General features: G+C 67.8%; 13 protein-coding genes and 1 pseudogene. 8 read left to right on the forward strand and 6 right to left on the reverse strand.

The window, feature by feature from the left end; all coding sequences use genetic code 11:
- Nucleotides 1–203: 203 nt before the first annotated feature.
- The 3 genes from ABD357_RS01245 to ABD357_RS01255 all read right to left on the reverse strand — a co-directional run bounded on the left by ABD357_RS01245 (nucleotide 204) and on the right by ABD357_RS01255 (nucleotide 2,626).
- Complete coding sequence (locus tag ABD357_RS01245) at nucleotides 204–614, reverse strand: hypothetical protein (RefSeq protein WP_344386862.1); 411 nt, start codon at nucleotides 612–614, stop codon at nucleotides 204–206.
- 211 nt (nucleotides 615–825) lie between these two features.
- Entirely contained in the window at nucleotides 826–1,920 is a 1,095-nt protein-coding gene (locus ABD357_RS01250; protein ID WP_344386864.1) for a sensor histidine kinase, read from the reverse strand.
- A 10-nt stretch (nucleotides 1,921–1,930) separates the two neighbouring features.
- Entirely contained in the window at nucleotides 1,931–2,626 is a 696-nt protein-coding gene (locus ABD357_RS01255) for a response regulator transcription factor (protein WP_344386865.1), read from the reverse strand.
- Between the two features lie 87 nt (nucleotides 2,627–2,713).
- Between ABD357_RS01255 and ABD357_RS01260 the strand changes: the two genes are divergently transcribed.
- From ABD357_RS01260 to ABD357_RS01295, 8 genes are all read left to right on the forward strand, one after another.
- The gene (locus ABD357_RS01260; protein WP_344387030.1) at nucleotides 2,714–3,364 is read left to right on the forward strand and encodes a M15 family metallopeptidase; all 651 of its coding nucleotides are present in this window, start codon (nucleotides 2,714–2,716) and stop codon (nucleotides 3,362–3,364) included.
- A 116-nt stretch (nucleotides 3,365–3,480) separates the two neighbouring features.
- Nucleotides 3,481–4,467: an endonuclease/exonuclease/phosphatase family protein gene (locus ABD357_RS01265; protein WP_344387031.1), complete on the forward strand. Its 987-nt coding sequence runs from the start codon at nucleotides 3,481–3,483 to the stop codon at nucleotides 4,465–4,467.
- 436 nt (nucleotides 4,468–4,903) lie between these two features.
- Nucleotides 4,904–5,524, forward strand: a complete 621-nt coding sequence (locus tag ABD357_RS01270; RefSeq protein WP_344386866.1) for a mycothiol-dependent nitroreductase Rv2466c family protein — start codon at nucleotides 4,904–4,906, stop codon at nucleotides 5,522–5,524.
- A 143-nt stretch (nucleotides 5,525–5,667) separates the two neighbouring features.
- Nucleotides 5,668–6,555, forward strand: a complete 888-nt coding sequence (locus ABD357_RS01275) for an alpha/beta fold hydrolase (RefSeq protein ID WP_344386867.1) — start codon at nucleotides 5,668–5,670, stop codon at nucleotides 6,553–6,555.
- 119 nt (nucleotides 6,556–6,674) lie between these two features.
- Nucleotides 6,675–7,526, forward strand: coding sequence for a transporter substrate-binding domain-containing protein (locus ABD357_RS01280; RefSeq protein ID WP_344386868.1), 852 nt, complete (start codon nucleotides 6,675–6,677; stop codon nucleotides 7,524–7,526).
- Nucleotides 7,523–8,356 (forward strand): amino acid ABC transporter permease, encoded by an 834-nt coding sequence (locus ABD357_RS01285; RefSeq protein WP_344386869.1) that lies wholly within the window; start codon nucleotides 7,523–7,525, stop codon nucleotides 8,354–8,356. The genes ABD357_RS01280 and ABD357_RS01285 overlap by 4 nt, the downstream gene beginning before the upstream one ends.
- A gap of 38 nt (nucleotides 8,357–8,394) precedes the next feature.
- Nucleotides 8,395–9,162, forward strand: a complete 768-nt coding sequence (locus ABD357_RS01290) for an amino acid ABC transporter ATP-binding protein (protein ID WP_344387032.1) — start codon at nucleotides 8,395–8,397, stop codon at nucleotides 9,160–9,162.
- Between the two features lie 24 nt (nucleotides 9,163–9,186).
- A complete protein-coding gene (locus ABD357_RS01295; protein WP_344386870.1) occupies nucleotides 9,187–10,278 on the forward strand; it encodes an amidohydrolase family protein in 1,092 nt (363 codons plus the stop codon).
- Between the two features lie 16 nt (nucleotides 10,279–10,294).
- Here the strand turns inward: ABD357_RS01295 and ABD357_RS44490 are convergent.
- The 3 genes and pseudogenes from ABD357_RS44490 to ABD357_RS01305 form a co-directional block, all read right to left on the reverse strand.
- A pseudogene (locus tag ABD357_RS44490) lies at nucleotides 10,295–10,438 on the reverse strand (transposase); the annotation flags it as partial.
- Between the two features lie 43 nt (nucleotides 10,439–10,481).
- Nucleotides 10,482–11,216 carry a TetR/AcrR family transcriptional regulator gene (locus ABD357_RS01300; RefSeq protein ID WP_344386871.1) on the reverse strand — a complete coding sequence of 245 codons (735 nt, stop codon included), beginning with the start codon at nucleotides 11,214–11,216 and terminating at the stop codon, nucleotides 10,482–10,484.
- A gap of 25 nt (nucleotides 11,217–11,241) precedes the next feature.
- Nucleotides 11,242–12,447: a serine hydrolase domain-containing protein gene (locus ABD357_RS01305; RefSeq protein WP_344386872.1), complete on the reverse strand. Its 1,206-nt coding sequence runs from the start codon at nucleotides 12,445–12,447 to the stop codon at nucleotides 11,242–11,244.
- Nucleotides 12,448–12,660 lie beyond the last annotated feature (213 nt).

Consider the following 12,660-nt stretch of genomic DNA (forward strand, 5'->3'; position numbering starts at 1 on the left):
TCGCCCGTTCCAACCGCCCCCGGCGGCAGCATCAGTCCCACGAACGGCCCAACGAACCGACCGCCATCACGTCACGTGAACCACCGGCTGTAGTACTAGGAACGGTCGTAGTGCGGGCATGCGTACACATGCCCCAGCCCGCGCCGTGCGCTACGAGGCAGCGCACGACGAGGGCCGTCAACTCTCCGCGAGGGGCAGGTGGGTCAGCCAGTGATGGTCCGCGAGTCCACACCGACATTGCCGCCGCCCTGCTTGGTGATGTAGCCGCGGGTCATGTACTTCGATCCCGAGATCCGAGTGCTGACACACGACCAGGTCTTGGTCTGGTGCGCAGAGAACGACACCCTCTGCGCACTCTTGCAGACGCTGACGCTGCCGTTGATGTACCGGAACGTGGTCACCTGGGTCGTCTGCGTCCGGTCGATCAGGTTGCGGACTTGGTGCCGGTGCCTGATCCTGCTCCCGCTCTCGGTGATGACGCAGGCCCGCTCCTGGAAGCTCTCCACCTGCTTCCAGCCGCTGCAATAGGTGGCCGCCTGCGCAGGAGCCACGCCGAACGCGAGCATCCCGGAAGCCATCATCGTGCCCGCCACAGCGAGACGCACCATCCGCATTGGATTTCCCCCTTTTGTTGGTCAAACAGCGGTCGGTTCACAAAGATCGCGGCTCGCCTCGGGCATGTCAACGACCCCGCGACATCAGCGCGGTGAACTGCCGGAGCGGATCGCCCGGCTCCGCATCCTCAGTCAACTGCTTTGCCTGGCAGGGCACTTCACCGCGGGGTGAGGCGCAGCTCGGCACGAGGCGCGTCAATTTCCTGATTCTTCACCTGTCGGTGTGCGGTGCTGTCGCGGGTAGTTCCACGGTGATGCGGATCCCGCCGGCAGAGCGCGGGGTGAGGGTGAGCGTTCCGTCGTGTGCCTGGGTGATGGTTTTGACGATTGCCAGGCCGAGGCCGACGCCTGCGTGGTCGATGTGTATGCGCTCGGTGCCGCGCTGGAACGGCTCGGCGAGTGTCGACACCAGCCGTGGGGACATATTCTCGCCGGTGTTTTCGACAGTGAGCACCACAGTCTTGGGGCGGACGCCGGTATTCACCCACACGGTGCCCTGTTCAGGCAGGTTGTGGACGATGGCGTTCTGCACGAGATTCATGGTCAGCTGCAGCAGGAGCGCTTGCGATCCGATCGTGGGGGCGACGTCGCCAGAAGTCTCCATGGTGACGCCATGCTTTTCCGCGACGGGGAGGAGTGTTTCGGTGGCTTCTTCCGCTATGAGGGACAGGTCGACGTGTTCTCGGGTGAAGGACCGTTGGTTGGCGCGGCCGAGCAGGAGCAGTGCCTCGGTGAGGTCGATGGCTCGGGTGTTGACGGCGTGGAGGCGGTCGACGAGTTCGCCGGTGTCGTGGTTCGGATCGGTGCGGGCCACGTCGAGGAGTGCCTTCGAGATCGCCAGTGGGGTGCGCAACTCATGAGAGGCGTTGGCTGCGAATCTCTGCTGTTCGGCGACGTGTGCCTCGAGCCGTTCGAGCATCTTGTCGAAGGCGTCGGCGAGTTCGCGGAACTCGTCTTTGCGGCCCGGTAGCCGGATTCGATGGGAGAGTGATCCGCTCGTGGCCATGCGTGTGGCGTTGGTGATTCGGGTCAGGGGGGCGAGCATGCGGCCGGCGAGGATCCACCCTCCCAGAAGACCGAAAACCAGCAGGAACGCCAGTACTGCGGCTGCTCTCGGAGCGAAAACATCCAGCAGGGCGGACCGGATGGGGAAAACATCATTCGGGGGCTTTTCATCGGGATTGATGAGCCTCGCACGATCGGGGACGTAACGCAGGAGGAACACCCACACCGCCGCGAGCAGCAAGGCGCCTGCGACCATGAGGAATCCGGCGTAGCTGAGGGTGAGCTTGAGGCGAACGCTCAACCCAGGCGCTCTATCCACGGTCTCCTCCCCCACGCCCGGTGCCGGGTGCTGTGTCGATGCGGTAGCCGACGCCGGGCACGGTGGCGATGATCCAGGGTTCGCCGAGACGTTTGCGCAGTGCCGAGACCGTGATACGCACGGCGTTGGTGAACGGGTCAGCGTTCTCGTCCCACGCGCGTTCCAGGAGTTCTTCGGCGCTGACGACACCACCGTCGGCGGCGACGAGGACTTCGAGCACGGCGAACTGCTTCCTGGTCAGCGCGACGTAGCGGTCGTCACGGTAGACCTCGCGGCGGAACGGATCCAGACGCAGGCCTGCGATCTCTCGTACGGGAGGCCTGGTGTGTGCACGCCTGCGGTCGAGTGCCCTGAGCCTGAGCACGAGCTCCTGGAGCTCGAACGGCTTCGTGAGGTAGTCGTCGGCGCCGAGTCCGAACCCGGAGGCCTTGTCGTCGAGTCGGTCGGCGGCGGTGAGCATGAGGATCGGCATGCCGCTGCGGGAGGTGACGATGCGTTTGGCGATCTCGTCGCCGGAGGGGCCGGGGATGTCGCGGTCGAGAACGGCGATGTCGTAGGTGTTGATGCTGAGCAGTTCCAGAGCGGTGTCGCCGTCACCGGCGATGTCCGCCGCGATCGCTTCCAGGCGCAGACCATCGCGGATGGCTTCTGCCATATACGGCTCGTCCTCGACTACCAACACACGCATGTTCTTAAGGCTACGAGTCGGCACATATCGTCGGCGTATCGAAAACCGCATACGTGCCGGCAACACCACGCTGCCTTGACTGGCGGCATGACTTGGACCCCACCATCAGCACGAACAACGACCCGCCGGATTCGCCGGCTCCTTGTCGTCGACCTGATAGCCGTCATAGCAGTGATCACCACCCTCGGCTGCCAGGCGCCGAAGTCCTCGTCCACCTCGCCCTCTTCGTCCCCCTCGGCCGCATCGTCCTCGAATCCGCTTCACAGTGAGCACGGTGGTGCGCTCGGCGAGGCTGACGGTGCGGTCCCCGACGACGTGACGGTCTTCGATGACGCGATTCCGGCTGTGGCCAACCTCGATCCAGGTTTACGCAAGGCCCTCCGCCAGGCTGCAACGGATGCCGCGGACGACGGAGTCGAGTTCTACGTCAACAACGGCTGGCGTTCCCCGGAGTACCAGAATCAGCTTCTTCGCGAGGCGGTCTCCAAATACGGGTCTGCGGACGAGGCCGCCCGATGGGTGGCCACCGCGGTGACGTCTCCTCACGTGTCGGGGGACGCAGTCGACATCGGGCGCTCCGCTGCGATGGCGTGGCTTTCCGAACATGGTGCCGAGTACGGGCTGTGCCAGGTCTACAGGAACGAACCCTGGCACTACGAACTGCGCACCACTGCGATCGATCGTGGTTGCCCGCGTATGTATGCCGACCCCACCCAGGACCCGAGGATGCAGCAGTGACCGGCAGTGAGCGAGGACTGACGGTGGCGCAGGTGGACCCGGCGGCGACCGGGCAGGGCGGCGCGGGCCGCCGGGATACAGGCTCCGGTACCTGGCGCGCGGGCATCCGCCGGGCGATCCGCATCGGCTCCCGGCCGGGGCCCTGGAAGCGCGGCCCGGTGCTCGCGGCGCTGGCGCTGCTGCTCGGCCTGCTCATGCTGCTGCATGCGAAGATCCCGAACCGGATCGGGGGCCTCGGCAGCCTGGTGGAGACCTTCCTGCCGTGGTTCGGCCTGTTCATCCCGGTGCTCCTTGCCGGGGCGCTGTGGCGTCGCTCCGTCTCCGCGGTGGTCGCGCTGCTGCTGCCGGTCATGGTGTGGCTGCACCTCTTCGGCGCGATGCTCAGCGACAAGTCCCACCCGGGCGGCGACCTCACGGTGGCCGGCCACAACGTCGGCGCCGACAACCCCGACCCGGCCGGCACCGCCCGCGACCTGGCCGCCTCCGGTGCGGACGTGCTGGCCCTGCAGGAGATGACCGAGCAGACCACGGGCACGTACGAGAAGGGGCTGGCGAAGGCGTATCCGTACCACACGGTGCAGGGCACGGTCGGACTGTGGAGCAAGCTGCCGCTGTCGGACACCCAGCCGGTCGACATCAAGATGGACGTCGGGCCGCTGGGGGACACCAAGCCGGCCGAGGTCAAGATGGCCTACAACCGGGCGCTGCGCACCACGGTGACCACCGACCACGGGCCGCTGGCGGTGTATGTGGCCCACCTGGGGTCCGTACGGGTGAATCCCAGGGCGGGCTTCTGGACGGACTCGCGGGACCGCAACGCGCAGGCGCTCGGCGAGGCCCTCGCCGCCGAGCAGAACGAGCGGGTGGTGCTGCTCGGCGACCTGAACGGAACCATGGACGACCGCGCGTTCGACGGCATCACCTCACAGCTGCGCTCGGCCCGGAACGCGGCCGGGGACGGCTTCGGCTTCACCTGGCCGGCGTCCTTCCCGGTGGCGCGGATCGACCAGATCCTGGTCCGCGGCGTGGAGCCGGAGAGCTCGTGGGTGCTGCCGGCCACCGGCAGCGACCACCTGCCGGTGGCGGCCGGAATCAGCTGGTGAACACGCGTAAAGCCTCCGGATCCTTCCCGCGCCTCCCGCAGGATCTGCTGTCGCAGACCAAGGCGCGTCCCGGCACCGTCAGCCCCAACGTCGCATCACGCGACGGCGAGCGGGGCCCACCGGCTCACGACCGGCGGCGACGCCGGGGCCTTCACCGACCCGGACGGGTTCATGTGGGAGCCCGCGGCATGAAGTTCCGAACCCATGTCGAGCTCCCGGAGACCATGAAGGGCCTGGAGTACCGCCCGAGTCGTGGAGGCGCAGAGGGCTGGGCCATCTGGCGCTGTAGGGGCTGCCATTTCGCCGTTGGCCGGGGCCGGTGTCTCCCGTCCGTCCCCTTTCCTGCGACACCTCTGTTTCATTGGGCGCTTGACAGGTGCTCACGTAGCCGATCCAGTACGGGAGTTCGAGCGTATCCGTACAGGGAGTCGATCAGATGACCGAACGACGGACCGTCGACTTCTGGTTCGACCCTGTCTGCCCGTACACGTGGATCACCTCGCGGTGGATGGTGGAGGTCACCAAGGTGCGGCCCGTGACCGTGCGCTGGCGGGTGATGAGTCTTTCGGTGCTCAACGAGCACCGGGACGACAACCCCGAGGGCGAGTGGGGGGATTACATGTGGGCGCCGGTGCGAGTGTGTGCCGCAGTGGAGGAACGGTTCGGTCAGCGAGCGCTCGGTGACCTCTTCACGGCGATGGGCACCCGCTTCCACCTCCAGGGCGACTGGGGGAACCTCGAGGCGGCCCTGGCGGATGCCGGGCTGCCGGAAGAGACCGCCGAGGTCGCCGAGTCCACCGCGTACGACGAGGCGATCCGGTCTTCGCACGCGCAGGCCGTCGCCCTGGCCGGCGGCGACATCGGCACCCCGGTGGTGTCGGTCGCCGGGCCCCGTGGCGAGCGGATCGGCTTCTTCGGCCCGGTCGTCTCTCCCGCTCCCCGCGGGGAGACGGCTGGGCGGTTGTGGGACGGGTTTCTGCTGATGGCCACCGTCCCGGGTTTCTACGAGGTCAAGCGCACCCGAACCGAGGAACCCCGGTTCGACCTGGGCGACTGACGCCACAGGTCCGGCATGTACTCGCAACCTGCTGTATGGTGAGCACTCAACGAGACGATACGTATCGCCTCGTATAGTTACCTATCGAACTCGCCGACCCTGCCGCTCACGACCGAACCGCAACCGACCCCGAAGGGCACCCCATGCAGCACTTCATCGACGCCGCACCGGGCATCCGCCTGTGGGCGGAGGAACACGGCCCCACCGACGCCCCGCCACTGTTGCTGATCATGGGTGCCCAGTCTTCGGGCAGGGGCTGGCCTGACGAACTGGTGCGCATGCTCGCCCGCCGCCACCGCGTCATCCGTTACGACCACCGCGACACCGGCCGCTCCACCTGGTCCTTCGACGAGCGGCCCTACCCCATCACCGCGCTCGCCGAGGACGCGGTCGCCGTACTGGACGGCCTCGATGTCCGGCGTGCCCACGTCGCCGGCATGTCGCTGGGCGGAATGCTGGCCCAGCTCCTGGTCACCGACCACCCCGGCCGACTGCTCAGCGCCACCCTGATGGGAACCTGCGCGCTCAGCACCGCCCCGTACGTCCACCCGGACGGACCCCGGACCCCCGCCGAGGAACTCCCCGGTGTCGCTCCCCACGTGCTGGAGATGTGGGCCCGACCCGCCGAAGACCTGGGGCTGGAGGCCGAGTTGGAGCGACGGGTCGAGCACTGGCGGGCTCTGAGCGGCGAACTGCTTCCCTTCGACGCGGAGTACGCGCGTGACCTCGAGCGGAGGATCATCGAACACACCGGGCACCACATCGCCGGCACCGCGCACGCCCGCGCCGACGACTCCGGCATGATCCGCACCGACGAACTCGCCAAGACCGACGTGCCCACCCTCGTGATCTCCGCGCCCGCCGAGCCCGTCTTCCCTCCGCCGCATCCGCAGCACCTCGCCCAGGTGATTCGCGGCGCGCGCCTCGTCGAGATCCCCGGCATGGGGCACGCACTGCCACGCCCGGTGCTCGGCCCGCTCGCCTCCGCGATCCTCGAGCACACGTCGGAGGCCCGTCGACCGAACTCCTGAGGCCGAAACTTCTCAGGTCGGAGCACCCGGCTGCCATGGGAATGATTTGGGGTGGCCAAAGCTTTCCTTATAATCGGAAGGCGAAATTCCCTCACAGACCCCTTCAGGAGGTCACCCCCGTGAACACGGTCCTCGGACGCCGGGCCCGCATTCTGGCCGCCACCACCGCGACGGCCGGGCTGGTGCTCGTGGCCGGCTGTTCCTCGGGCGACGGGGGTGGTGAGACCGTCAAAGGGGTCTCGATCGTGAAGGCGGGGCAGCTCACGACCTGCACTCACCTTCCGTATCCGCCTTTCCAGTCGGAGATAGGCGGCAAGGTGCAGGGCTTCGACGTGGCGCTCGTCGACCTGGTCGCCGAGGACCTGGGCGTGAAGCAGGACATCCTGGACACGCCGTTCGAGAACTTCAAGACCGGCGCGTTCCTCAACTCCGGGGAGTGCGACCTCGCCGCGGCCGGCATGACGATCACCGACGAGCGCAAGAAGAACGTCGACTTCTCCGACCCGTACTTCGACGCCACCCAGGCCGTCCTCGTCGACAAGAAGAGCGGCATCGGCTCCTTCGACGCCCTGAAGGGCAAGAAGCTCGGCGCCCAGGCGCAGACGACGGGCGAGGAGTACGCGAAGGGCAAGGGCTTCGACCCGGTCTCCTTCGAGAGCTCCGACGCGGTCCTCAACGGCCTGCGCACCGGCCAGGTCCAGGCCGTCATCATCGACTACCCGGTCGTCCAGGGCTGGCTCAAGGACAAGGCGAACGCCAACGCCTTCGAGGTCGTCGACAACCTCAACACCGGTGAGCAGTACGGCTTCTCGGTGAAGAAGGGCAACACCGAACTCGTCGAGGCCATCAACAAGGCGCTGGCGGACGCGAAGGCCGACGGCACGTACAAGAAGCTGTACGAGCAGTGGATCGGCCCATACGACGAGGACGCCGCGGGCGCTGCCTCCGCTTCCCCGTCCGCCGCCTCATGAGCGAGGCCGACACCCAGGTCCAGCCACGCAAGCAGGGCCTGACCCGGCGTCAGAAACGCGCCGTCTCGCGAGGCATCCAGTACGCGGTCTTCGTCGCCGCTCTGGTCGCCCTCAGTGTCACGGCCGACTGGGACCGGCTGCAGAACCAGTTCGCCCAGGCCGACCTGGCGAAGGAACTGTTCCCGGACATCATCACGCTGGCACTGCGCAACACCGTGCTCTACACGTTGTCCGGCTTCGTGTTCGGCCTCGCCCTCGGCATGGTCATCGCACTCATGCGGCTCTCGCCGGTGGGACCGTACCGCTGGCTCGCCGGCATCTACATCGAGATCTTCCGCGGACTGCCCGCCCTGCTGATCTTCATCTTCGTGGGCGTCGCCGTACCGCTGGCCTTCCCGGGCACGGAGATCCCCGGCGGTACGTACGGGAAGGTCGCCCTCGCGCTCGGTCTGGTGGCCGCCGCGTACATGGCGGAGACCATCCGCGCGGGCATCCAGGCCGTGCCCAAGGGGCAGATGGAGGCGGCCCGTTCGCTGGGCTTCTCGCATACGCGCGCCATGGCCTCGATCATCATCCCGCAGGCCTTCCGCATCGTGATCCCGCCGCTCACCAACGAACTCGTCCTCCTCTTCAAGGACTCCTCGCTGGTGCTGTTCCTCGGCGTCACCCTCGAAGAGCGCGAACTCGCCAAGTTCGGCCGGGACTTGGCGAGCCAGAGCGCCAACTCCACGCCGATCCTGGTCGCGGGCCTGTGCTATCTGCTGGTCACGGTGCCGCTCGGTTTTGTCGTACGACGTCTTGAGGCGAAGGCCGGGGAGGCCACCAAGTGAGCACGGAAGTCTCTTCGGCGACACCGGAGATCCAGGTCATGGGCCTGCACAAGTCCTTCGGCGACAACGAGGTGCTGCGCGGCATCGACCTGGAGATCGGCCGCGGCGAGGTCGTGTGCGTCATCGGCCCGTCCGGCTCCGGCAAGTCCACGCTGCTGCGCTGCGTGAACCTCCTGGAGGAGCCCACCAAGGGCCAGGTCTTCGTCGGCGGCACCGAAGTCACCCACCCCGACGTGGACATCGACGCCGTACGCCGCCGGATCGGCATGGTGTTCCAGCAGTTCAACCTCTTCCCACATCTGTCGGTGACCGAGAACCTCGCCCTGCCGCAGCGCCGCGTACTCGGCCGGGACAAGGCGCAGGCGGCGAAGGTGGCCGCCGAGAACCTGCGGCGCGTCGGCCTCTCCGAGAAGGCGGACGCGTACCCCTCCTCGCTGTCCGGCGGCCAGCAGCAGCGCGTGGCGATCGCCCGCGCGCTCGCCATGGGCCCCGAGGTGATGCTCTTCGACGAGCCCACCTCCGCGCTCGACCCCGAACTCGTCGGCGACGTGCTCGCCGTGATGCGCATGCTCGCGAACGAGGGCATGACGATGATGGTCGTCACGCACGAGATGACCTTCGCGCGCGAGGTCGCCGACCGGGTCGTCTTCATGGACGACGGCGTGCTCGTCGAGGACGGCACGCCCGAGCAGGTCATCGGCAACCCGGCCCATGAGCGGACGAGGCACTTCCTGTCGCGGCTGCTCGACCCGGCGATGGCGGACGTGGAGGAGGAGGTCTCGGACCAGGTGGGCAAGGGGGAGTAGCCTCCGCTTACTAGAGTGCAGCACATGAGCGATCGCGCGGTGTTGCACGTGAAAGGGCGGGTGCTCGTCGGCCCCGACGACGCCCGGGACGAACTCTGGGTGATCGACGGCAGAATCTCGTACGAGCGTCCAGTCGACGTCCGTGATGTGCGTACGGTCCAGGGCTGGGCTCTTCCCGGCCTCGTCGACGCGCACTGCCACGTAGGTCTCGACACCCACGGCCCGGTCCCCGACGACGTCTCAGAGAAGCAGGCGCTGACCGACCGCGACGCCGGCACCCTCCTCATCCGGGACGCGGGCTCGCCCTCCGACACCCGGTGGATCGACGACCGCGACGACCTCCCGAAGATCATCCGGGCCGGCCGCCACATCGCCCGCACCCGCCGCTACATCCGCAACTTCGCGTGGGAGATCGAGCCCGACGACCTCGTCGCATACGTAGCCCAGGAGGCCCGGCGCGGTGACGGCTGGGTCAAGCTGGTGGGCGACTGGATAGACCGCGGAACGGGAGACCTCGGCGCCTGCTGGCCGCGAGACGCGGTCGAGGCGGCCATCGCCGAGGCTCACCGCCTCGGCGCGCGCGTCACCGCCCACTGCTTCGCCGAGGACTCCCTGCGCGACCTGGTGGAGGCGGGCATCGACTGCATCGAGCACGCCACGGGCCTGACCGACGACCTCATCCCCCTCTTCGCCTCACACGGCGTCGCCATCGTCCCCACCCTCGTCAACATCGCCACGTTCCCACGCCTCGCGGCCGGCGCCGAGTCCAAGTTCCCGCGCTGGTCCGCCCATATGCGACGGCTCCACGAAGGGCGCTACGACACCGTGCGCTCCGCGTACGACGCCGGGATCCCGGTCTATGTCGGCACCGACGCCGGCGGCTCACTCGCACACGGGCTGGTGGCCGGGGAAGTGGCGGAGCTGGTGACCGCGGGGATTCCTCCGGTCGAGGCGCTGTCGGCCACGACGTGGGGTGCGCGGGCGTGGCTGGGGCGGCCCGGCCTTGAGGAGGGGGCGCCCGCGGACCTCGTGGTGTACGACGGGGATCCACGGGAGGACGTACGGGTGCTGGCCGCTCCGCGGAGGGTGGTGCTGAACGGGAAGGTGGTGGGCTAGTGCTGTGACCGCATTGGCGGTCGTTCTTCACCCACCGCCTGGTGATGGACGACTTTTTGCCGGAGGCCCTGGTGACGGGCGAGGAGCCGGCGTATGCCTTCGGGCCGCGGGCGTCGGCGAACCGCTTCCAAGCCGGCAGGGACTCCGCCAGTGCCTGCGCGGTCTCGCCAATTACCCAATCGCCCCTGTTGCCCGACGAGGCGTCAGTTCTCCGTGTGTTCGCTTCCTTCTCCGCGGGCGCGCTGCGCGCGGAGCTCCACGGCGTCGAGGAACAGGCCGATCGCGGTCTCGAACTGGTCCTCTTCGTCGATTTCCGCGAGATAGGGGGCGACCTGTGCCAGGTTCGGGTACCGCTGTGGCGAGGCCATCAGGTACTCGCGGCGCCAGGCCAGCCGGTCGCCTTCCTGGGCGCCCTTGTCCAGCACGTTGAAGGAAGCCTCGAAGGCGCCGGCGGCGAGTGCCGTATCGGCCAGGACCCGGTAGTACGAGGCCGCTTCGCGTCCCTGGAGGCCGGCCTCGAGCAGGGCGCCGATGACCACGTCGGCACCCTGGAACTCCGGCTCGCGCCGCGACGTGCGGGCGGCGACCAGGACGGCCACACCCGGGTGCTGCAGGCATGCGGCACGGATCCGTCGGGCGAGCGAGGCGAGGGTCTCGCGCCAGCTTTCCGACGGTGCGAAGTCGTGCAGGGCATCGCTGACCAGCCGGGCGGCCAGGCCGAGCAGCAGGTCGTCCTTGCCGCGGAAGTACCGCAGGACGGCTGTGTGGTCGGCGCCCAGATCAGTGCCCAGCCGACGGAAGGTGAGCGCCTCCGGACCGTCCCTCTCGATCACAGCCATTGCGGTGTCCAGGATCAGATCTGCGGTGAGGAAGGATGCCTGACGCTGCTTCCGCCGCGCGGGAGTGGCTCCTGCCGAGTTGGTCTTCGCGCGTGTCATGGCTGTCATCTTATCGACGGCGTTGTCAACGGTGGTCATCCTGCAGATGGTCGGCCACCGCCCGCAGTGCCGTGACGGACTCCGCGTCACGCGAGGGGTCGTCCGCCGTCGGCCACGCACTGGTCTTGACGATCACCACGTCGGCGTCCGGGTCCACATACAGGTACTGACCGTGGATCCCCACCGCGGTGAACGGACGTCGCTCGCCGCCGAGTGTCCACCACTTGTTGCTGTACCCGTAATGCGGGTAGCCGCTGGGGCCCAGCGCGCCGACCTCCAGGTGCGGCACCTCGCGTCCCCGGCTGCGCGTCACCCATTCCTCGGGCACGATGCGCTGCCCGTTCAGCTCTCCGCCACGGGACATCAGCAGCCCCAGCCGGGCCATGTCGCGGGCGGTGGCATTGAGCGAGCCGCCGCCGATCGCGGTACGCGGATGCTTGCGGGTGAGCCAGTAGTACGCGTCGTGCTCGGCGCCGATGCGGCTCCAGAGGCGCTGCGTGGCGTACTGCGCGAGGGAGTGGCCGGTGGCGGACTCCAGCACCCATCCCAGGACCTGGGTGTCGATCGTCGAGTAGCTGAACTGTGTGCCGGCCTCGGTGGAACGCTCGGCCGAGGACACGACCTCGTGCAGCGAGCCGCCCCCTGTGGCGGCCTTGGTGAACCGGTTGATCAGACTGTCCCGAACGGTGTGGTCCTCCACCAGGTCACCCACTCCGCTGCTCATGTCGAGCAGATGCTCGATGGTCACGCCGTCGAAGGCAGAGCCCACCAGCCCCCTGCAGTACACCGTCACCGGCTCGGTCACTTCCTTGATCGCCCTCTCGTCGAGGGCGATCCCGATCAGCATCGACGTCACCGATTTGGTCATCGAGAACATCTGGAACCGTACGTCGTCGCCGGCGAAGTACCCCGCATACGACTCGTGGACGATCTCGCCGCCATGCAGTACGACGAAGGAGGTGGTGTTGGTTCGAGCGTGCAGTTCGGCAAGGCTCCGCTCCCGCCCCTCGAAGCCGTAGGTCACTTCCAGGGGGCGCGGTCGCCGGGGCAGGGGGAACACATCCCCGCCGCGGCGGACGTCTTCGGTGGGCATGAGGAGATTCATATGAGTGAACGTCCACTCATTGACCGGGCGCCGGGTCATCACCTCGTCCTGGTGGCGCCACAGCCACACCGCCCCGGCGCCCGCCGCGGCGGCTCCCAGCAGCCATCCACTCGCTTCAATGCGCATTACTGAGCCCCTTCATCGCATGGACATGCCGAGCTTCGGCGCCCTCACTCTGGCTTGCCACTCCATCGGTGTCAACAATGGTGCTTATTCTGGTGTCAGTGTTGGTGTCAGTGTTGATGTCAGTGTTGATGTCAGTGTTGGTGTCACCAACGTTGACATGCTTTGGGCGAGTGGTCATGATGACGACGGGGTCGTTGAACCCCCTCTCCGGCA

Origin of the sequence: Streptomyces vastus (genome assembly GCF_039532825.1) — a bacterium.
GTDB lineage: Bacteria > Actinomycetota > Actinomycetes > Streptomycetales > Streptomycetaceae > Streptomyces > Streptomyces vastus.

Bases quoted from the DNA above. Each gene is read 5' to 3' on its own strand.
- ABD357_RS01275 (WP_344386867.1), top strand. From the start codon at position 5,668: ATGCAGCACTTCATCGACGCCGCACCGGGCATCCGCCTGTGGGCGGAG.
- ABD357_RS01270 (WP_344386866.1), top strand. From the start codon at position 4,904: ATGACCGAACGACGGACCGTCGACTTCTGGTTCGACCCTGTCTGCCCG.
- ABD357_RS01300 (WP_344386871.1), bottom strand. From the start codon at position 11,216: ATGACACGCGCGAAGACCAACTCGGCAGGAGCCACTCCCGCGCGGCGG.
- ABD357_RS01305 (WP_344386872.1), bottom strand. From the start codon at position 12,447: ATGCGCATTGAAGCGAGTGGATGGCTGCTGGGAGCCGCCGCGGCGGGC.
- ABD357_RS01285 (WP_344386869.1), top strand. From the start codon at position 7,523: ATGAGCGAGGCCGACACCCAGGTCCAGCCACGCAAGCAGGGCCTGACC.
- ABD357_RS01260 (WP_344387030.1), top strand. From the start codon at position 2,714: ATGACTTGGACCCCACCATCAGCACGAACAACGACCCGCCGGATTCGC.
- ABD357_RS01295 (WP_344386870.1), top strand. From the start codon at position 9,187: ATGAGCGATCGCGCGGTGTTGCACGTGAAAGGGCGGGTGCTCGTCGGC.
- ABD357_RS01255 (WP_344386865.1), bottom strand. From the start codon at position 2,626: ATGCGTGTGTTGGTAGTCGAGGACGAGCCGTATATGGCAGAAGCCATC.
- ABD357_RS01245 (WP_344386862.1), bottom strand. From the start codon at position 614: ATGCGGATGGTGCGTCTCGCTGTGGCGGGCACGATGATGGCTTCCGGG.
- ABD357_RS01290 (WP_344387032.1), top strand. From the start codon at position 8,395: ATGGGCCTGCACAAGTCCTTCGGCGACAACGAGGTGCTGCGCGGCATC.